We start from the raw sequence: 21,203 nt of genomic DNA, 5'->3' as shown, positions 1-21,203 counted from the left end.
CTTACCACCCCTATAAGCCGGAACTCACATCATCCAGGGTAACTTCCGGCCATGTCTTACGTATCAAGCGTAGGGCCAGATCCTTACCGATAAACGTGATCAATAATCCAATAAAATTAGCTAACACGGCCACCAGGCCCTCACCCACCAGAACAGGATCCCGGTCCTGTACCGCTTCAAGTATCCCTTTTAAACATTCCCCTGCTTGGGGTTCACTTTCAACTCGCCGTAAGAAGGGAAATTCCGTCTTTGCCAAGTTTAAGGAACGCATGAGAAGTGCTTGAAACCCTGCCAAGCCAACGAGTCTAACCATCTGGTGATATAACTTCTGACAGGCATGATCTGCAGCCTTTGCCAGATCTTCAGAGCCTTGAAGCCCCCCGGCTTCGTAAGTAAGGAGCCGCTGTGCCATTTCCTTGGCTCCCGATGAGCCCTGTCTCATATGCCCTCCTCTTCCGTTGCTTCTTTCCCCCTTCACATCCTATGGAGAAACTGGCATAACTCTACCCCTTAAGCCACCTGGTAACCCGGTCCTTTATCCTTTCAGGTAGTTTTTCCCCCTTTGCAGCGACCCTTCCACCTTCCATCAAATTTTTAGCGGTTTCGCCAAATCCTGGTCACAAAGATACCTAAAGATATCCAAACCGAATAGTTCTGTCAACAAATTCTTTTTTCCTTTTTGTTTTTACCAATTTTTACAGTATCCCGCGACTTCCCTCCAGGGTGAGGAGGAGATTCCCATAGGAATCTATCTCTACCCTTACTTGAGGAGGAACCACAGTGGTAGAATCTTCCTGTTCGATCAGAACAGGACCCTGAAGGATAGTTCCAGATGGTAAGCAAGAACGTTCATAGACAGGGGTATCGATAAAATGGTCATGAAAGTAAACCGGGCGAGTACCTGGGGTGGGAGAATTGGAGGGTGAAGAAATACAGAGGTAAGGGATTGTTTCTGCCAGGGTTTCATTCCCCCAGGGCTTTATCTCTCCATTCTTTTCCAGGCGGGGACAGGTAAGGATGGTTCGGAATCGTTTAATTTCTATGGGAAATTCAGGAGTCCATTCCCCAACGTATTTTCGGTATATTTCTTCGAAGCGACGCCGTAATTCTTCCTCCTGCATGTGGGGATCCCAATGAGAAATCCAAATTCCATGGGATTGACCCTGGTAACCCATCTCGACCTCACAGAGGATATCCCCATGATCCGAAGAGATATCCTCACGTTTCAGTTTTTCTCTGGCCAGATTCTGGTGGGTGAAGAAGAGGGAGGATAATTTCTCCAGGGTTTTCGCATTAAGCGGACCGTGGAGGGCTTGCTCAAAGATGTATTTATCTTCTGCCATCATACATCCGTAGGCCGAGAAGGCTCCCGAGTAAGGGGGGATAATAACCCTGGGAATTCCTACTTCCTGGGCCAGAAAGGCCGCATGGAGGGGTCCGGCACCTCCAAAAGCAACCAGGGTAAAATCCCTGGGACTATAGCCTCGGGAAATAGTTAAGGTTCTCAAAAGACCTGCCATATTTTGATTGACAACTTCAAGAATAGCAAAAGCTGCTTCTTCCACACTCATCCCCAAACTTGCTGCCACCTGATTCTTCACAGCCTCCTTTGCCAACTGAAGATTAAGAAGGACACCGCCGGATTTTAAAATGGGGGATTGGGGATTCATTCTGCCCAGGATCAAATTGGCATCTGTTACTGTCGGTTTGACTCCTCGACGCCCGTAGCAAGCCGGACCCGGTTTAGCTCCGGCGCTTTGGGGTCCAACTCTTAGATAGCCGTTCTGATCTATCCAGGCAATACTTCCACCCCCCGCTCCGATCGTTGTGATATCCAACATGGGAAGCCGTAAGGGAAGTCCGAAATCCAGGTCTTTCCCATCAATTAAGGTAGGAATTCCTTCCACGATGACCGAAACATCACAACTCGTTCCACCCATGTCGCAAGACAGGAGATTCCGATAGCCGGTTTGTCGGGCCAAATGACAGGCGGCGATGACCCCTCCCGCCGGACCTGAAAGGATGGTACTGGCCGGGAACCTTCTGGCTTCTGAAAGAGACATCACCCCTCCATAGGAGTTCATCAAAACCATCTGTCCTTGAAAAGACCTCTGAGATTCGACGGTTTTGAGTTGAGCCGGGGTCTGGTCGGAGTTTTGTTGGGGAGGAAGCGAGGAGAGGTGGGTTTCGAGCTCCTTTTCTATTCCTTCCAGATACCGATGGATAAGGGGCTGTACATAGGCATGGATAACAGCGGTGGAAGTACGTTCGAACTCTCCGGGCAAGGATAAAATTTCTGAAGAAGTCAGGATATACTCGTTAGGCCAGAAAGTCTTGAGAATCTGCCTGGCTTTTTCTTCATTGGCAGGATTAAGGTAAGAATGGAGAAAGCTGATGACCACCGCCTCAACCCCCGCTTCCTGAAGAAATTTTCCCGCTTTAAGAATCTGCTCCTCTTCAACCTCTTTAAGGATCTCCCCTTCAGCCGTGGTTCGCTCTTCGACCTCTAATCTCCATTCCCGTGGGATTAAAGGCTCAAAATCCCCTTTGAGTCCATACTGGTGCGGACGTTCTCCACGCCGGAGTTCTAAAATATCTCGAAATCCTTTTGTGGTAATCAGGCCACAGGCAGAACCATTTCGCTGAATAAGTGTATTGGTGGCGACGGTCGTGCCGTGAACAATTCGGCTTATTTCGGTTAAAGGAACCTGGCTCTTCTCCAGGGCCTTTATCAGCCCAATCCCCTGATTTTCCGGAGTAGTCGGAACTTTCACCATGACTATTTTTCTTGACTCTGGGTTCCAAACCATTAAATCGGTGAAAGTTCCCCCCACATCGATTCCCATTATCCAATTGGATTGACCCATACCTGACCTTCAGATTTCAAACCCACTCGATCTTAGGAATCAAGGAGAGATCAAACCGGTCCAGGGTTTTTGCTTTGAGAGCTTGAACCTGGGACAGGCAGATTTGGACCTTATTCAAGAGCTGAGAGAGCTCAATACCCTGATAGACCGGTCTAAAACCCTCCAGCTTGAGGAGTCCTTTGGACAGTTGACTTTCGGCCCCGGCATAATTTTCATTGAGCAGATGATAAAAACCCACGGCCAGATGGATAAGTCCCTGGTAGAAAAACCGATCCTGGATGGCTTCCATCCATATTTCTTCCAACGTATCATGGCACTCGAAGTAATGCCCGGTGTTAAATTCTTCAACAGCTTTAACGAATCGATCCATGGGTTAGAAGAGACCCTCTTTAGACTAATTTCTTACAAAATATCTTATATTGGAAGAACGGAAAAAGTTAAATTTTCCGACAGGTTTAATGACCGGATTTATCGGTCAGGAAAGAGTCCTTGGGTTCCCTGCTTACCGGACTATTCTTAGATTCGTTTTCGGATAAGTTTTGCAGGGACACCGGCTACAATGGAAAAAGATTCTACGTCCTCCAGAACCACTGCTCCGGCACCCACAATGGTACCGGGTCCTATTTTAACGCCATCTAGGACTTTGACATCGGCTCCCAGCCAGCACCCATCGCCAATAACTACGCCACCTTTTGAGTAAGAACCTTGCTGAATGGGTGGCATATCAGTTCGATGGAAATAATACATGGAACCTCCTATATAACAATTCGCCGCGAATAATACATCCGATCCAATATCGATACGACTCACAGAGTAGAGGCTACAGTTAGCTCCAAAATTGGTGTTATCTCCAACCCTCAGAAAGCCTTCCTTACAGCTTAAAATGCAATTTCGGCTGATCAATACGTTGTTTCCCAGAATAAAATCCCCCTCTTTGCACCCCTTGGCATCTAGCAGGCAGTAGTCATCGATGATAACATTATGACCGATTTTTATTTTGTGGGGATGTCGCAAGGTTAGATAGCGACCAAACACCACCCCGTGACCTACCTGGGCAAACAGAGAGCGATAAAAAATCTGGCGGAGGAGAAAACCCACGGCTCCCGGCAAGCCACCGAGGAGGGAGGTGATCAATTCATATCGGATCAGAGAAAAAACATCTTCTTTCCCGACCACGGTATTCCGGTATTTCTGGATTGCGGATTTTCGGATATCCGTGAGAGAGGATTGAAATTTGGTTTGAGGCTTATCCACGTGGGGTTTGGGGTTCGTTGTCTGTTGTCTGTTTCATTTGCCATGGACGATGGGCAACAGACAACGAACCGATCAGGGTCAGCCCTGTGAGCTCGGCATAGCGCTCTCCATTTTAAGAGGAGGCGGGGATTGTTGCTTGTTTCGATCGAACAACCTTCGAAGTTTTAGCCTGGCGAAGACAAAGGCCATTACCGAGTAACGATACACATCTCCCCAAGAGCGTATACTTTTCAATACGATGGGAATCTTCCGATACAGGGATATTTTTCTGTGGACATTGGAGAATCGAAAGATGAGTTCGCAGATTTGACTCCAGGTTAACTTATCGATATACAAAGGCGCGTGTCCCTGGGCTGCGGTCAGAAGGATGACCCGCCGGTCATTTTTCTTGGTCCAGGAGAAATCTTTGGGAAGCTTTCCTTCTGCCTTCGCTCTTTGCTCCAGGGGCGTACCGGGATAAATATGGGTAATAGAAGCACTGACATCGCATCCCATGGCTCGGGTCTCTTCGATGACCCGGATGGTTTCCTGGGCTTCTTCCCAGGTTTCGGTAGGATGGCTAAAGATAAAGAATGGGTTGGGAATTATTCCAAACTCTAAGGACCATCGGATCACGTCGTAGGCCTCTTGTAAAGTGGCCTGTTTAGTTACAATATCCCTGGAAACCCGCTCCGAAGCCGATTCAATGCCGAATCCTACGTAGTAAAGTCCGGCTTCTGCCATTTTTGCCAGGAGTCGTTTGCTCATGACATCAACCCGGATCTCGCAATACCACTTTACATTTAATTTTCGCTCAATCATCAAATCACAAATTTTCTCCAGGCGTTTGGGATTGTAATTAAAGGTATCGTCGTAGAACCAGATGGCCTGGGCTTCATAATGTTCCATGAGATGTTCGACTTCCTTCACCACGTTTTCAGGGGTCAACCCGCGCACTTTCCGGCCCCAATTGGTAGGGGTTGCGCAGAAGGTACAGGTAAACGGACAGCCCCGACTGGTCATCATATTCCCGGCAGGTACGGGGCCCTTACCCGGGATGTCCATGGTAAAGTTATAAGCCTTCCAAGGTTCCAGATGTCGGGCCGGTAAGGGTAATTCATTAAGGTCGGGGACGAGAACCCGCTTGGGGTTGTGAAGGATATGGCCGTCCTTTCGGAAGGAAAGTCCCTGAATATCCTTCAGGTCACCTTTCTGTTCCAGGGCTTTAACCAACTCCAGAAGCGTCATCTCTCCTTCACCGGACACCACACCGTCGACAAAGGGAAGATGGAGAAGGGTATCATGGGCCGTCCCATTAAAATGGGGACCTCCCATCACTACAAAGGTTTCTGGATAAGCCCTCTTGGCCACTTTGGCCAGCTTAAAGCCTAAAAATCTGTTTTCTGTGGTCGTCGTAATACCTACCACATCCGGTTTATCCGTTTCAATTCGGCGATAAATATCTCTCCAGGAAAGCTTTAAAACATGACTGGGTACCACTTCGACATCGATTCCATTTTTCTCCAGAACTGCTGCCATATAGAGAATTCCAAGAGCCGGCATCATATGGCCTTGAGACCACCTCTCTGCAAAGTATCCACCCGGTGGAACATAAAGCGAGACTTTCATAACAACCTCTCTCCTGTGATTTGATCAGCTATAATTAGAGTTTTTAGCAATTGTAAAATGGCTTACCCTATTCCCAAGATAAAAGACAGTTGTTTTTATAATTCTCCACATTTGACGCATTCCAAATGTTCTCATCTTTATCACTATGACTTTATGACTAAATTATGACTTGTCAAGGAATTTTATTAAAAAGGTTAGATTTAATAAGGGAAGGGAATCGAAAGAAGAGATTTATCTTTTTTTATTCTTGCTGGGGTAGATAGATTTTGTCTCCTGAAGGAGATTTAATAACCTCTCATTTTGGATGAGATCTTTTGGATTTCAGGCGGGTTGATTTTGTCCCTTTCTTCAAGACTTTTTCTTTCCCTTAGAGACTTAAGAAAAAGAACTCCGGTAGGACCGGTTATATCCGCCAAGAGGGCATCGAAACCTATTGGCAGATACAACCTCTCCTATCCACTCAGGGTAATTTTTTAAAGAGAAACATCTACCGGATGATTTCGATAATTTTTTCTATCCAGATAACTTTGAAGTATAATGGTTGCAGCCACCTTGTCTATTAAATGAGCCCTTTGTTTTCTTCTAATCTTACCGGATTTTAAGGTTTTAATCGCCTCGACAGTGGTTAATCTTTCATCCCAGGTATGTACCGGAATATTGAGTTGTTTCCTTAAAAGTTTAGTAAAGATAAGGGTTTTTTCCGTTTGTCTACTTTTATGTCCATCCATTTTAATAGGAAGTCCGACCACCAATTCATCTACATGCTGCTCTCTTATAAGTCTCTGTATATACTGGATGTCCCCATAGATATTTCTCCTTTTTAAGATAGCAAATCCATAAGCTATGAAACCCAGCCTATCGCTGATAGCTATCCCTATCTTGGTATCACCAACGTCTAGTCCTAATATTTTAGACATATGCGTCACCTTTTTCATCTAGGAGTAAAGGGGATAAAAGAAATCTCTAGCTCGATGTTTGATAATAGCAAATTTTATACCATAAGTAAAAATGTTTGTCAAGGAATTAAAATTAAAAATTAACGAAAATTAATTCAAGTTTAAGAAAATGTTTCAAGGGAGAAAGGATATGGGAGTAAAAGAGGAAGGATCGGAAAGGAAATTAACCTTTCCGGCTGTCCCACAACCTTTTCTGGATGGCTGGCAGCAGGTCTTCAGAGGCTCCCTCAATGACCAGGACATCCGTTCCTTTTATTTCCAGATACACCTCCCCTTCCCCTGTAGACCACAGATAATACCTCCGCTTCTCGGATTGAAGGAGTTGTGCCGAAGTATATTTATTTTCCACCACCTGCCGATAAGCCAGAAAAAACTCCATGGCATCTTTTGGCGAATCCCAGGTGGAGAAATGAATTAGCAGCAGGTTTCCTGTATTTGGATCTTCTAAAAGTTTGTATCGGTCTCCCCCCCAACCTCCCGCAGCCAGTTTGGCCATTTCTTCCCCTGCAAACTTTTTTATCAAAATAGAAATTCCTAACTCCCCTAATACGTTGGTGTAAATTTCCTTCCAGTCCTTCGGTAACAGATCTGAGATGCTCTCCAAGGTAATGGGAATCGGGCGATCCCGAGCATCGAAGTATTTCTCAGGATGGAGAATCTGTTCTGAAGAAGCCGGGGGATCCGCATAAATTTCCGAGAAATCTTTCCAGGGGTGGGATTTTCGGAAGGTCTGAACAAATGAAATTCCCTGTAAATAGGGAAATAAAAGGGTTTCTTTAATGATTTCAGGAATTTGACTTCCCTCTCCTAAATCTCCTCCGAGAATGGAAATCTGGTTTTTCAGTCGGGGAATCAAATCCGTTAAAGTTGAGAAATCCAGTCCTTGAGGCTTCAGGAGATATTCAATCATGACGGCCAGGGCTTCCCCTTCAATAAGAGCCGTTCGAGCCAGAACCTCGTCATCATTATCCTTAACACGTCGCAAAAATTGATCCAAATCGAAATACTGATCCTGGAGGGCATGGGTCAATTCGTGGGCCATGATGGGTTTCTGAAGGAATCCGGGAATCCAGTTGGAAATATAAAATATTTTCTCCTTGGGATCGTACAGGCCAGCTACCTGCTCGGCCAGTAGATTTACCAGTAATTCTTTAAGTTGTATATCCTTAGGGAAGAACCCCCATTTAACCATGGCTTTAGTTTCAGCCGCTATTTCCTGATCGGTGTACTCCTCTTCTAACTTTTTTAGCACAAATGCCCGTAATTCTACCTGGGATTTAAACCCCTTCCGAATAGGATACTTGATTTCCAGGCCTCGGATCTGACTGACTTCCTTGAACACTTCCTCCACATTTGTTAAGAGTTCCGATTCGGTATCAGTCTCCTGGGATTTCTGGCCTGGGGAGGGAGTTGCGGAAATCAACCCCACGATGAAAAAAGCCAGTAAAAGAAAAGATAAAAGGCAAAAGGTTCCAAGGAAATTTTTATTCTCGCTTTTTTTAGCATAACGGTAAATTTTCATGTTACCTATGAATCCACCAGGCCTCTACCGGCCTCAAGGGGTCCTTAAAATTCGTTTCGTTTTGGCACATAGCCCGGCCTGCAGAGCACAAAGAGGAACAAAGCTACATCAAATCTGATACATTGATTCCGTACTCGGTAGGGTTTAGGACCTTGACGATGTCTCTTTTGAAGGTTTCTCCCTGAGCAGCCAGATTAATCACTTCGCCATCCAACTTACGGCCCTGACTATCCAGGATCAGCTTGATTTGCGGGCGTAGAATTTCCCTGGGATTGGTGCGAAGAACGATTCCGAGTTCTCCGGTATTAAGTTGAACCAAAGTTCCTACCGGATAAACCCCTATGGTATTGATAAAGAGTTTTAAAAGGACCGGATCATGGGTTTTCCCGCTTTTTTTTAGCATGAGCGCCAGGGCATTATCCGGAGAAATAGGCTTACTATAAACGCGGGCACTGGTCATAGCATCAAAGCAATCAGCAATACTTACAATTCGGCTAAAGGGATGTTGTTTCCTTTGTCGGGTAAGTTTGGGATATCCCGAGAGATCATAGTTTAAATGATGTTCAAAACCTACAATCATAGCCTTCACGATTAACTCACTGACTTCCTTCAATTTTACCAGGGCAATAGCCGCCGTAATCGGGTGTTCCTGTAATACACGCCACTCCTCGTCGGTTAGTTTAGAAGGTTTATTGAGAACTTTACGGGGTATTTCGGTTTTCCCGATGTCATGAAAGAGGGCCGTAACCCCTAAATCTCCCAATTGTTTTTTGGAAAGCCCCAACCTCTGTCCTAAGATAATGGAATAAACGGAAACATTAACCGAATGATTAGAAGTATAGGCATCATAGTTCTGAATCGTCATCAACCCCAGTAAAGCAAACTCATCCTGTAGCACAAGATCTACAATGGGCTGAACGGCACGTTTCACGCGTCTTACATTCAGGGTCTCTTTTTCCAGAACATCCTGAGCGGTTTGCTTTGCAACGAAAATAGTTCGAAAGTAGGCCATTTTAGCTTTCTCCCGAATATCTACAGCAGTGGATTTTACGTTTTTAGCGATCTCCTCCGGTCGAAGAAGCCGGATACCGGTGATGGCATGGTTACGCAGGGATGCGGTAAGTTGTTTAAAAGGTTCTTGGGATTGCGAATCTATCTGGAGGAAAAGATACATAAATTTCTTTAATTCTTCCAGATCTACGCCTCTAAGAAAGACCATTCCACCTATTCGATAGCTTTTCATCCGGCTTGCTATAACATCGTAAGCCATAAAACTTTCCGCATGGATGGGGAGTCGAATCTCATTGAGAAAGAGGTACTCGTCAACCAGTTGGAGGACAAGATCCCCAATCTTGCTTTGTAAGTCAGTTAAGGTGCTGTAGAGTTTTTCCAGAGATTTTCCTACGGCAGGATGATGAAATTCGTGAAGGTGGATGGTTTTCAGCGAGCCATAAAGCTGGAGGATAAAAGTTATTCCGAATTTACCGATTTGCCTTTCCGTAAGCTTTTCCAGTTCTCCGGGCAGAAAAGTCGAGGTTGTAGGTTTATTCACGATGAACCATCAGCCCCTCCTAATTAACAATCGATAATAAGTCTTTGTTAATTACTAAGAGCCGATTTTTTTCAAAATTTTTTCACAGGCTTCTCTCACTATTTTCCTTCGAGATTGTGTTCCTTCCTTCAAGGCTTCCCGGGCTGCCAGGGCCAGGGGTCCTTCTTGCGCCCCTAATATACCCAGGGCCAGAGTGGCGCCTAGCCTTACTTCATCATATTTCCCCAGGTTGAACCACCTCTCTTCCCTTTGAAGAATTTTGCGTAAGATAGGAATCGTTCTAATCGATTTCTGATTTCCTAAGGCCTTGAAAAATTCTTTTTTTTCCGCAAAAGGTTTCGTATTGAAATCCTTCCGAATGATGATTTTTAAGAGTCCTGCGGCTATTTTGTCATCATGGAAATGGGATAGGCTGGTTAAAGCCCGGCTTCGAACTCCCGGATCAGGGTCTTGAAGAAGCTTTAGCAATAAAGAACCCGACATGGGGTGAGGCAATTTACCTAAAACATCTGCCAGGCTTTCTCGAACTTTAGGATCTTTATGAAGGGCAAGATGGGTCAGGCGTACCCATTCTTCTCTATGTTCTTCTGTTGTTTTTTGTTGCTCTAAAATCAGGGAGACGATTTCTGAAGTCATGGGAAGGGCTCCGGTCTCCAGAGCGGTCAACAGCATGGAAATATTCTCCCGTCCTAAGGCCAGGATAGCCTCGTAAAGAACTTTTTGAACCCGGGAGTCGCGAACTTTCTTTAATAAACCGGCCAGATAAGGAATCGCCTGGGGGCTGAGAAGGGTTAGAAAATCCAGGACCCATCCTAATCGATCCGGGTGAAGGGACTTCAACCCCATCTCAACCCGGTTTATCCCTTGCAGGTTCCCTATACGATCTATAACATCCTGGACGAGTTTTAAATGCTCCGGAGAGAGCTGGGTTGCCAAGGGGATGATTTCTCTTCTTAGTTTTTGAAGGATTTCACTGGCTGAGAAAAAATTACCGTGAGCGACCAGCGGTTCGACGATTTTTTCTAAAACATTTAGAATTTCTTTATACTCGGATAGGCCTTTCCTCAAGTGGAGAACCTCAAAAAGAATGGCCGTCATCTTATAAACCAGATTGAGGGGGGTTTCGGTATTTATCTGCTCTTTAATTTTCTTTATCTCTTCTAAATCCGATTGAGTAAGAGGAATCAGTTCTTCTTTCTTCCAATCCGAGGAATCCGGGAGGGGTTGAAGGAATATCTCCGGGGAAAAACCGAACTCCAGAGCTATTTCGGTCGGCTCATCGGATCTCAGGTCTTCTGGAGGGATGGTCTTCAAGTCAACTCCTGACTCTGAATTAAGTTTTTCAATGAAAGCCTTATATTCCTCATTATCGGCCAATTCCGTTTCAATAAAATGATCTATAACTTGATAGGCAATATGTTCGAAATCCTTCTCCCAGAAGAGGGTCAGAAGATCCTCACTTTTATTTTCATCCCTGGAAGCTAAGGCTAAAGCGCCGACAAACTCTACGATTTCCTGTTGGGTAAGTCCTTTGTAAAAGGACAGGAAGGTGATGCCATCTTTGAAGAGCTTGAAGGCCACACTCACGTTTTTATCGGAATTTTTATAAACCACCTCATCTTCGAAAATAATCTCAAATTGCTCTATACGAAGGACGATGGGGTCAATGTGGGTCTGACAGACTTCGAAGCGTTTTCCAAGCAGTTCGATAAACTTCTGATAGGTGGGATGACCGGAATGATAAATCTGACAGACTTTAATGGCCTTTTCCAGGAGAAGGAGAATTTCCTTTATCAGATCAACTTCCTTGTCATTTTGAAAATCCCTCGAGACTTCTAGATAGCTTTTAAGGTCTTCGATCTCTTCCTTCGCTTTAGCAGAAGGCGATCCCAATGAAAGAGGATGAATGAGATTAGAGAACTTATTAGAGGGGTCGTTCATAAAGCAAACATCAACAAAAGAAAATGGAATATTTGGGTTTAATACTTTATACTAACCTCAAGAACCACAGGTTTACCAGAGTAAAAATTTTCTCAACTTTTATTACCTCTCAGGTCTTTGTGGCCGGTCAGAGTATTTTCACCCTTTACCAGGCCAGTACCCGTTTAATCTCTTCAAAGGAGGTTATTCCATTTTTTATCTTTTGCATCCCACTTTTTTCCAGGGTAGTCATTTTCAGGTCCCGTAGAATTTTTCTCAGGTTACCGGTTAAAGGTTCTGAGAGAACCATATCTTTAATTTCTCGGGTGATTCTCATAATTTCAAAAAGACCGGTCAGGCCTTTGTAACCTGTTTGATAGCAGTTTGCACATCCTTTTCCTTTATAAAAGGAAGGTATACTACTTTCTTTTTCAGAGGGACCTGGGGGGATTCCTGGGTTAGGTATTTCCGAAGAAGTCGATAAGCCCAGGGTGAGTTTGTTAAATCCAGAGGTATTTCCTTGGGGTTTTAGTTCCTCTTTACAGGTGGGACAGATTTGTCGAACAAGCCGCTGAGAAACAATGCAATTAATGGAATCCAGGACCAAACTTCGCTCCCAGTTGGTACGAGGTTCTACCAGGGAAAAGAACTGGAGGAGGGCACTGGCGGTATCGGAGGCCGTTAAGGTGGCAAGGACCAGGGTTTGAGAGGAAAGATCTAAGGCGATTCGAGCCGCTTCTTTATTGAGAATTTCCCCTATCCCAAACACATCTGGATGATAATCCATCAATTGGAAAGCTTTTTCTCGGATCTTTTCTGGATTTTCCAGGTAACTCTGGTTGATTCCCATGATAGAGTACTCGATCATATCTTCAAGCGTTACGATATTTAGATGGGGACGATTGAGATATTGAAGGATGGCATAGAAAGTCGTGGTTTTCCCTCCATTCAGGGGGCTGGTAATTAAAATGAGACCATCGGGAACATCCAGGAGTTTAAGAAACATTTTTAAAGTATTTTCTTCAAACCCCAATCTGGTCACATCCAGCAAATCTGTGGCCTTCTTTTTTGTTTTTAAGGTAATTTTTTCTCCATAAAAAGTGGGGCACATAGAAACGAGAAATTCCACTTTTTCCTTTGAGTCCAGTTTAAGGATAAGATCCCCTTGATAAGGTACTTTATCGGTAGGTACCGTGATTTGACCCCGTTGTTTCAAAGCGGAAATAACGGCTTTTTTCAGTCCTGGGGGAGATTCTCCGAAGTTATATAAAATACCGTCTATACGATAGCGAGCCGTCAAGCCCCGTTCGTGGGGATCCAGATGGACTTCGCTGACCCCCTTTTTAAAGGCCTGGGTTAAAATCTGAACAAGCCACTTATCCGCCTGGTTTTCTGGTCCTGCCGGAATGACTTCTTCTTTCTCCTCCAGGGATTCTATAGATCCTGCAAGATCTTTGGCCAGGGTACGTAATTCTTCAATCCCTTTAATGGGAGAGGCTTTTTCTTCTCCCAGGACGGAGGGCTTCAAACCTATCCCCATAGGTCCGCCGGATTCCTTTTCTTCCGGACTTTCGATCTTTTCACTTACCATCCCATAGTATTTCTTGATGGCATTCAGAATAGAAGATTCTGAGGCGATCAGGGGTTTGATATTACAGCCAGTCATGAAGCTGATTTCGGTAAGTGTGGCGAGATCCAGGGGATCCACCATGGCCAGGGTGATCCGGCCTTGTCGTCGTTCCATGCGCTCCACAGACAGGGGAAATACCAAATATTTCCTTGCTTTTTCTTCCGGTACGATACTTAAAACTTCGGGATTTATTTGTACGTTGGACCAATCCACCATGGGAATACGGAATTTCTCACTTAAAATTTTTACGATCTTTTCCTCTCCGAGCCCGATTTTATCCAGAGTAATCTGAAGACTCGTTCCAGATCTTCTCTGCTCTTCTCGTACCTGAGCCAGTTGTTCCGGAGTAAGGGCAGCTTCTTCCAATAAAATCTTGATGGTTTTTTCGTTCATAAATCCCTTTACACGGCGGAGCGAAGTGTGGATCGTATCACTTCGTTCAGCGTGGTGATACCCTGTTTAACTTTTTCCAAGCCACTCTTTCGTAAGGTAGACATTCCCTCTTGTATGGCTGCCGTTTTCAACTCCTCTGCGCTGCATTCGTTGATTATCAGCCTTCGGATGTTATCCGAGCACCATAAGACTTCAAAAATTCCGGTAACTCCTTGATATCCGGTATAACCGCAACTGGCACATCCTTTTCCGGTATAGCAGGTATCCTGGGGGGTAAAGCCGAGCCTCTCCATATTCGACTCAGACAAAATGATAGGCTCCTTACAATTTCCACAAATCTTACGAACCAACCTTTGAGCAATCACACAATTAAGGTTATTAGCCAGCTTAGCAGCCGGCAGGTAGGTAAGAAGTCTCATGATGGCCTGGGTGGTATCCAGAGCTCCCAAAGAACTCATCAAACGGGTTTCTGCCGCCAGATCAAAGGCTTTATCTGCCAACTCCGGATCCCTTAAGGTATCGATCATGATCAAATCCGGCAGATGAGCCTTGATAAATTGAAGGCCTGTAAGGTAAGTAAATCCCTCTTCCGGGGATACCATAATCTGGTTAACCCCTTTTAGAGAATAGGCTGTGGCATCTTCTAAGGTCATCTTGTTAAGTTCTGGAGGTGTTGCCAGGCAGAGTAAGGTATAGAGGGTAGTCATTTTTCCACTTCGAATCGGTCCGGTAACCAGCGTACATCCCGTAGGTTTTCTAAGGATTTCTTGTAAATTCTTGACCGTAGAGGCTTCCAGACCCAATCGGTCTAAATTTAGAGGAGAGGATCTATTCTTTAATTTGAACAAAATCTTCTCTCCCCCGTCCAAAGGGCAAGAAAACACAGAAAGATCTAGTAGAGGAAAATGATCTCCGAGTTTAAGCTTGACATATTTTTTCTGGAAATCGGACTTCACCAGGGCTTCTAATCCCAGCAATCGCTTTAATCGATTTAACAAAGCACTTTTCGCAGGCCGGCTGGATCCCAGCACTTCATACAAGACATTATCCATTCGGTACCGTACACGACCTCCATCCGGGTAAAACTCCATGTGAATTTCATCAACATGATTTTGAACCGCCGTGCTAAAGATACCATGTAAAAATTTATTGATAGGAGAATCCAGCTCCATCAAAGAGATCACTTCTATTTCTTCTTCAGTAGAAGAAGTTCCTTCAATTTCATCGGTTTCTCCATAGATCTCCTTGCTTTCTAAGTCCGATACGGTTCCTCCTGACAATTTACCGACTTCTGGGGTCTGCTTTTCACTTTGACTGTAAAATTTATTTATCGCCTTTCTTAGATCGGACTCAAAAGCAAAAACCGGTATAGTACTGTAACCGGTTCTGAATTGAATGTCATCTATATCTGCCATATTTAAAGGATCTGCCATGGCTACCACTAACTTTCGATTCTTGAGTTCCAAAGGGATCGCTACATATTTTTCAGCGGTATCCCGGGGAATTAATTTAAGAAGGTTCGGTTCAATAAAGGATACCGAATCAAGATTTGCAGAGGAGATCCCAAACCTTTCCTTTAAACAGGTTAATAATTCTTCTTTCTTTAAAAAGCCCATTTCTATTAAAATGGCACCGAGTTGCCGCCCGGTTTCTTTTTGTCTTTCAAGGGCCTGATTTAAATGATCTGCGGTGATAAGTCCCTCTTCGACTAAGATTTCCCCGAGTTTCCTTGGCACTGGCATAGATAATTTACCTCCTGAAGGACGAGTTTATACCATCCTCTTAAGTAGTCAAGGATTTTATTTGACTGAAGGATAAAGTTGCGTTAACTGTTGATAGGAGTTTTCCCATTTTGCAAGGGAGAATTTTTCAAATTAACGTCTACCAATTTGAATCAAACCTGATTTTTCTCACAAAGATGCAAATTTTATTCTAAGGTAACGAAAAGGAACCCCTGGATTTTAGACTATGAAATCCTTTGCATCATTGTGGGAAACACTTTCAGATACAATGCCATGACAAAACGTTTATTTTTTGGATGCATAGGGGGCATACTTCTATTAAGCCTGGTTAGCCGGTTAAGTTCTGCTCAAGGGGTTTTTCCACCGAGTCTTCAGGGCAATCCTTTGGAGGGAGCCATCGATTTCCATGTACACTCTGCTCCTGATGAATCGGCCAGAAGTATTGACGATATTGAAATCGCAGCAAAGGCAAGGGAGTACAAAATGCGGGCCATTGTACTAAAGAATCATCTGACCATGACGGCAGATCGGGCCTATATCGCTCAAAAAATTGTTCCGGGTATAGAGGTTTTCGGCGGGATAGTTTTGAATAAGGCCGTAGGTGGGATAAACCCGGAAGCCGTTCGGCGAATGGTTAATTTTACCGGTCAGCGGGGTAAGGTAGTGTGGCTTCCGACCCTGGATGCTGTCAACCATATTCAGTTCTTTAAGGAAAACCGAAAGGGGGTTAATCTATTGGACGAGAACGGAAAACCGGTTCCTGAACTTCTGGAAGTCTTTAAAATTATTGCTGAAAACAATCTGATACTGGAAATGGGGCATAGTTCGGCCAAAGAAATTTTAACCCTCATTCCGGTGGCCAGGGAGATGGGGGTTAAGAAAATTCTGGTTACCCATGCCATGCAAGATCCGGTTCGACTTTCCCTGGAAGACATGAAGGAAGTAGCCCGGATGGGCGGCTACATGGAGCATGCTTTTATTGGAACCCTCATGGGTCCTCAAGCCCATCAGGCCTGGATGCGAAATTGGAGCCATGTTCCTTTATCTGACATAGCCAGGGCAATCAAAACCGTTGGGGCTCAATATTACATCCTATCTTCTGATTTAGGCCAGGCCATGAATCCTATTCATCCCGATGGGTTACGGGCCTTTATAGAAGGGTTGTTGAAGGAAGGTATTACAAGGGAGGAAATCGATCTGATGGTCCGAAAAAATCCGGCCAGGCTTTTGGGGCTGGAGTAATCAGCAAAAGATAACAGGCCCTAAACAGTAGGGGGCGATCCGTCCATCGCCCCCTGGGGTTTTGTCCTTATTTTCTTTTACTTCTTTCTGGGTCTTTCTTTAGCTTTCTCTTCTTTTCCTTCCTTTCCTTCCTTCATTCCCGAAGTTCCCGCAGCGGCTTCTCGAAGCTTTGCCCCTGGGACAAATTTAGGAACTTGTTTAGCCGGAATATTCAAGGGCGCACCGGTGCTGGGATTTCTTCCCGTTCTGGCTTTGCGTTGGGCAACGGAAAAGGTTCCAAATCCGACCAGAGTTACCTTCTCCCCTTTTTCCAGGGCTTTTTCAATACTGTTCAACACGGCATCGATAGCTTTTCCAGCCTGCCCTTTAGTCAGGGAGGCTTCCTGTGCTACTATATCGATTAAGTTTGCTTTATTCATGGTATACTCCTCCTATTTAGGTTGGTTGAGGGTTGTTTCGCCTTTTAATTCCCTACGCTTTTTTTTTAGCCTTTATAGGACTCCCTTGTCAAGGGAAATTTCACGAAATTATTAAATTTTATAGGGGTTTTATGGAGGAAATCCTAAAAAAGCCCGCTAGACGGGAATTTTAATAACCTGCATCTGAAAGATAAATTATGGATTTGCCCTGAAAATTAAACTCAGAAGACCACCCAGAAACCAACCTGTGAAACCACCCAGGCAAATGCCTATTATTCCGGTAATATCTTTGCCCATCAGGGCCCCGATAAACCCTCCTGCTACTAAACCTATAAATCCCATAACGATGGAAGTATGTTCTTCATCCAGGTTTTTACCGATAATGCTCCCCATCCCACCCCCTACAACTCCGACAATCACGGCATTAAATAGCCCGCCGAAGAAACTCCCTATCAGGAAGCCTATACTTCCTCCCAGTATCAGGCCTACATCTTCACCAAAAGTCATATCAGAAAGGTATCTGAACCGGGTAATTTTTCCTGGATTTGTCTTCAACTCTCCCAACCTCCTATTGGGCGCAGCGGAATCCGATCTCCAGATGGCGATCGGTTAAAATATCGTAATTTCTATAGGCTGTTCTTACCCTTGTCCGATCACTGTCCCAGCACCCCCCTCGCAAGACCTTATACTCTGAAGGAGAAGGTCCGGATGGATCTCGAGAAGGAGATTCCCGATAATAATCTTTCTGATAAGAATCCTGGCACCATTCCCATACATTTCCGGCCATATCATGGGCTCCGTAAGGACTGACCCCCTGAGGAAAACTCCCGACCGGTTTTGTAAGAACTTTCAGTTCATCGAGATGGAGCCGACTGAGTAGATCCATCCACTGTTTTTTGCTGAGGAAGGTTTGTCCAAAGGTGGATTCGGCATTGTTAGAATAGGAAGCCTCCCATTTATCTCCCCAAGGGAATTCCCGACCATCGGTCCCCCTGGCAGCTTTTTCCCATTGCGCTTCAGTAGGAAGATGTTTGCCGGCCCAGTGACAATATGCGTAAGCATCATACCAATCTACACCTGTGACAGGATAGTCAGCTCCCTTCAGGCGAGCATCCTGCCAATAAGTGGGGGTATGGTTCTTTTGGGCAGGTTCATCGGGATGGCAGGACCGATGCCCTTCGTTTTCCAAAGCTTTCAAGAATCGGGCATATTGTTGGTTGGTAACCTCAAACTTATCTATATAATAAGAACTCAGATAGATCCAACGTTGAGGGGTTTCGACTGCGTAGTGATTCCCAAATTGTTGTTGCAGGATTTTAACCTGAGCCTGTGAAGTTCCCCGTAAAAAGGAACCGGCAGGTACATAGACCATGATAGCGTTATCTTTTTGGTGGAGATATTCTCCATAGACTGTTCCTTTAGACAGGCCCTTCGGCAAACTCTCCCCATACCAGCCTGTCTCAGCCCAGGCTGCAGGATAGTCTTTTCCTGAGAAGGTAACAATAACCAGAAAGAGAAAAGGGCAGAGAAAATTGAAAACCAGGCATTGAAACGACGGCCGGGTTGAATCGTAGATCGGGGAAGATAAATAGTTTTTAATCATTGGGAATTCTTATTAAGCCATTGATACCAACCTTCTGGGGCTGAAGTTCCGGTGATTTTTTCAAGGGCTGCGGCCCCTTTTGCTGCACCGAGTCCCACGTTCTGACCCCATTTGGCAAGGACAATTCGCATCAACTTGGGAACGGCCTCTTTAATCTTCAGGTCCCCGGTCAGGTCGATGGCTTTTAAAGCTACGGCATCTACGTTATCGGTAAGACATCCAATAATAGCTCTTTTGGCTCGCTTCGCATTTTTCTCAGACTCTACCTGGGTTTTAACCACATCCAGCAACATAGCCCGAACCCGCCAGTCCGAATGCTCTGGGGTTGCTCTGAAAATAACCTTCCAGGCTTCAGGATCCGTCATCTGGGTCAGAACCTCCTGGGAGGTTTTAAGTACCTGCTGGATTTGTTCTTCACTAAGCCCTTCCAAAATCTTACTGGATAAGCCTGCATTTAAAAGGGTGAGAGCAGCTTCTTTATTATTGGCCTGGCCTGTCTGACGAAAAACAGAAAGAAGTCCCTGAAGATCTCCGCGCTGCCTGGCTTCTTCAAAAGGTTTCAAGGCTTCAGGGGAGGGGAAATTTTCAGCGGCCTGACCCATGACCAGAAAGAAGGCCAAGAGTGAGCAAGTTACAAAGACTATCTTGAGAACTTTAAGTGTGGTTTTGATACGCATAAGGGTGTTTTTTATTAACCTTTGATCGGGTTCGTTGCCACCGTTTCCAGCGTGGAAGACCCCATAAAACAAGGCCTGTAATGTTTTGCAAAATCATCAACCCGGCTACCATATCCAGCACATACCTGAACCAGGTTCCCAAAAGTTGACCACTGTGAAGATCGTGAAGGAGTTGATAGAGATTGGTTTGTCGAAGGGATCGATTCAATCCATAGGGTGGGTTTAAGGGGGTTCTGGTCCAGGTGAAAGAAGCCAGTGCAGCCAAAGTTCGGAACTTTTGGGTAAAAAGGTTCTCTCCGGAAACTACGTAAAGGGTTTCCCGGTCAGCGTAAAGGGCATCAACCGGCTGATCCAATAGACGTTCCCAATGATGACCATAATCCCGACTGACCATCAATCCTCGGGAATTCCCTGTATAAATGTACTCCAACCAGCGAGGAGCAATGAGCAGACGGTCGATCCCCTTTAATACCGGGGCCTGGAGAGAATCTCCCATAGGACTCCAGTGTCGACCCCCATCCTCACTCATGAAAAGACCGTCCGTATGACCGACCCATAACCGGGGTGGATTATTGAAGCTAAGGGCCAAAGCCCGTAAGTTCAACGTTACAGGACCCTTCCATTGATTTTGATCGAATTGGGGAGGGAGCCAGCGCGTGGGGAGGCCATCATTGATCAGAGCCGGAAAATCCACATAATGAATAAGAAGAATCCCGGTGAGGGGAAAGAGTAAAAACAAAGGCCAGCTCACCAGACCTCCCAGATGGTGGAGGATCCGAAAAAATTTAGACTTAATCAGGCGCTTGAAGTTTTCTCCCGACCCACCTTGATTCTGCTTTCTTCGGAGCCATAAAACCAATCCGGTTGAGGAGAGAAGAATTAAAACCAGACCAAATCCATGATTAACCGGCCACCAGTGTTGACGACTGAAGAGTTGACCGTTATGGAGATGGAGGGCTACCTCTTTCCAGTTTAATATCCCCACACCTCGTTGTTCTCCATAAGGTGGATTTAAAGAAATCATTTCCCAGCCTTCGTCTTTGTCCGGAATAAGGGAGCGGCGATAAACCAGCCCATTTTCATCCACTACCAGGACGGCCTCGGCCGGTGGATCATAGGTAATATCCTGAATTCCACTTTGAGAAAGATCTTCTCCATCGGAATTTCCAAAGGGCTCCCATGTTTTTCCACTGTTATTAGAACGGGCCAGCCCTTTTCCCTTACTGGCAATAATGATTTTGGGATCATAGGGATAAATAGCCAATACAGGGGGAAACAACCCTTGGGGAAGGTCTAAACTCCCCGGGATCTTGCTGGTGATATCTTCCCAACTCTGCCCATTATCCTGGCTGAAGAAAATTCCTTTACGATGGGTGGCATAAAACCATCCTTCCGGGGTTACCGCCAGAGAGCGCATAAGAGATCCCCAGGCATTTACTTCATAGAGAGCAGGTAACCATTTCGATTGAATAGAGACCTGACGTAATCCGAACTGATCGGAAGGGTAAATGAAGATCCCGGTCACGGCCAGTATCCACAAAATAATCAGGGAGGCTAAAGCACTCCAGGTATGAATCTGAAACCACTTTTTTAAATTTATAGAGCCTGGGTTCCCACTTTTCTTAATCTTCATCACCTTTATCAACTAATACGGGTCAGGTCAAAAAGTCAATAGAATTCTCTCCATTTACCCCTCCTCTTGATCCGATACCTTCCCTTACAAGTCTTTAGGACCGGTCAGGAAATCCCTTGACACACCTGAAATTTGTTTTATTCTCATCCTATCCTTTACCTGATACTAAATCTAAATAGAAGTTT

16 protein-coding genes and 1 pseudogene are annotated in these 21,203 nt (G+C 45.1%); 1 reads left to right on the top strand and 16 read right to left on the bottom strand.

Annotated features, from left to right (window positions below; genetic code table 11):
- Positions 1 to 10 precede the first annotated feature (10 nt).
- From VNM22_22115 to VNM22_22065, 11 genes are all read right to left on the bottom strand, one after another.
- On the bottom strand, positions 11 to 442 hold the full coding sequence (locus VNM22_22115; protein HWP49867.1) for a hypothetical protein: 432 nt from the start codon (positions 440 to 442) through the stop codon (positions 11 to 13).
- Between the two features lie 253 nt (positions 443 to 695).
- On the bottom strand, positions 696 to 2,867 hold the full coding sequence (locus tag VNM22_22110; GenBank protein HWP49866.1) for a hydantoinase/oxoprolinase family protein: 2,172 nt from the start codon (positions 2,865 to 2,867) through the stop codon (positions 696 to 698).
- Positions 2,868 to 2,883: 16 nt separating this feature from the next.
- The gene (locus VNM22_22105) at positions 2,884 to 3,237 is read right to left on the bottom strand and encodes a DUF309 domain-containing protein (GenBank protein HWP49865.1); all 354 of its coding nucleotides are present in this window, start codon (positions 3,235 to 3,237) and stop codon (positions 2,884 to 2,886) included.
- A gap of 146 nt (positions 3,238 to 3,383) precedes the next feature.
- Positions 3,384 to 4,121 carry a DapH/DapD/GlmU-related protein gene (locus VNM22_22100; protein HWP49864.1) on the bottom strand — a complete coding sequence of 246 codons (738 nt, stop codon included), beginning with the start codon at positions 4,119 to 4,121 and terminating at the stop codon, positions 3,384 to 3,386.
- A gap of 78 nt (positions 4,122 to 4,199) precedes the next feature.
- Entirely contained in the window at positions 4,200 to 5,729 is a 1,530-nt protein-coding gene (locus tag VNM22_22095) for a radical SAM protein (GenBank protein HWP49863.1), read from the bottom strand.
- A 473-nt stretch (positions 5,730 to 6,202) separates the two neighbouring features.
- Entirely contained in the window at positions 6,203 to 6,646 is a 444-nt protein-coding gene (gene ruvX / locus VNM22_22090; GenBank protein HWP49862.1) for a Holliday junction resolvase RuvX, read from the bottom strand.
- Between the two features lie 202 nt (positions 6,647 to 6,848).
- Positions 6,849 to 8,207 carry a hypothetical protein gene (locus tag VNM22_22085; GenBank protein HWP49861.1) on the bottom strand — a complete coding sequence of 453 codons (1,359 nt, stop codon included), beginning with the start codon at positions 8,205 to 8,207 and terminating at the stop codon, positions 6,849 to 6,851.
- A gap of 103 nt (positions 8,208 to 8,310) precedes the next feature.
- Positions 8,311 to 9,759, bottom strand: a complete 1,449-nt coding sequence (locus tag VNM22_22080; GenBank protein ID HWP49860.1) for an HD-GYP domain-containing protein — start codon at positions 9,757 to 9,759, stop codon at positions 8,311 to 8,313.
- 54 nt (positions 9,760 to 9,813) lie between these two features.
- The gene (locus tag VNM22_22075; GenBank protein ID HWP49859.1) at positions 9,814 to 11,700 is read right to left on the bottom strand and encodes a HEAT repeat domain-containing protein; all 1,887 of its coding nucleotides are present in this window, start codon (positions 11,698 to 11,700) and stop codon (positions 9,814 to 9,816) included.
- 145 nt (positions 11,701 to 11,845) lie between these two features.
- Complete coding sequence (locus VNM22_22070) at positions 11,846 to 13,702, bottom strand: ATPase, T2SS/T4P/T4SS family (GenBank protein ID HWP49858.1); 1,857 nt, start codon at positions 13,700 to 13,702, stop codon at positions 11,846 to 11,848.
- Positions 13,703 to 13,710: 8 nt separating this feature from the next.
- Positions 13,711 to 15,444, bottom strand: a complete 1,734-nt coding sequence (locus tag VNM22_22065; GenBank protein ID HWP49857.1) for an ATPase, T2SS/T4P/T4SS family — start codon at positions 15,442 to 15,444, stop codon at positions 13,711 to 13,713.
- 273 nt (positions 15,445 to 15,717) lie between these two features.
- On the opposite strand from VNM22_22065, the gene VNM22_22060 reads away from it, so the two are divergent.
- A complete protein-coding gene (locus tag VNM22_22060; protein ID HWP49856.1) occupies positions 15,718 to 16,686 on the top strand; it encodes a DUF6282 family protein in 969 nt (322 codons plus the stop codon).
- 155 nt (positions 16,687 to 16,841) lie between these two features.
- Here the strand turns inward: VNM22_22060 and VNM22_22055 are convergent.
- From VNM22_22055 to VNM22_22035, 5 genes and pseudogenes are all read right to left on the bottom strand, one after another.
- Positions 16,842 to 17,105, bottom strand: a pseudogene (locus VNM22_22055) (HU family DNA-binding protein).
- 195 nt (positions 17,106 to 17,300) lie between these two features.
- Positions 17,301 to 17,660, bottom strand: coding sequence for a hypothetical protein (locus VNM22_22050; GenBank protein HWP49855.1), 360 nt, complete (start codon positions 17,658 to 17,660; stop codon positions 17,301 to 17,303).
- Between the two features lie 13 nt (positions 17,661 to 17,673).
- A complete protein-coding gene (locus VNM22_22045) occupies positions 17,674 to 18,708 on the bottom strand; it encodes a formylglycine-generating enzyme family protein (GenBank protein HWP49854.1) in 1,035 nt (344 codons plus the stop codon).
- Complete coding sequence (locus tag VNM22_22040; GenBank protein ID HWP49853.1) at positions 18,705 to 19,385, bottom strand: hypothetical protein; 681 nt, start codon at positions 19,383 to 19,385, stop codon at positions 18,705 to 18,707. Before VNM22_22040 ends, VNM22_22045 begins: the two co-directional genes overlap by 4 nt.
- Complete coding sequence (locus VNM22_22035; protein ID HWP49852.1) at positions 19,363 to 21,018, bottom strand: PepSY domain-containing protein; 1,656 nt, start codon at positions 21,016 to 21,018, stop codon at positions 19,363 to 19,365. Before VNM22_22035 ends, VNM22_22040 begins: the two co-directional genes overlap by 23 nt.
- Positions 21,019 to 21,203: the final 185 nt, after the last annotated feature.

Source organism: Candidatus Limnocylindrales bacterium (assembly GCA_035559535.1).
Taxonomy (GTDB): Bacteria; Moduliflexota; Moduliflexia; order Moduliflexales; family JAUQPW01; genus JAUQPW01.
Note: the sequence above shows the minus strand (reverse complement) of the source record. Positions and strands in the feature narration are given on the sequence as shown.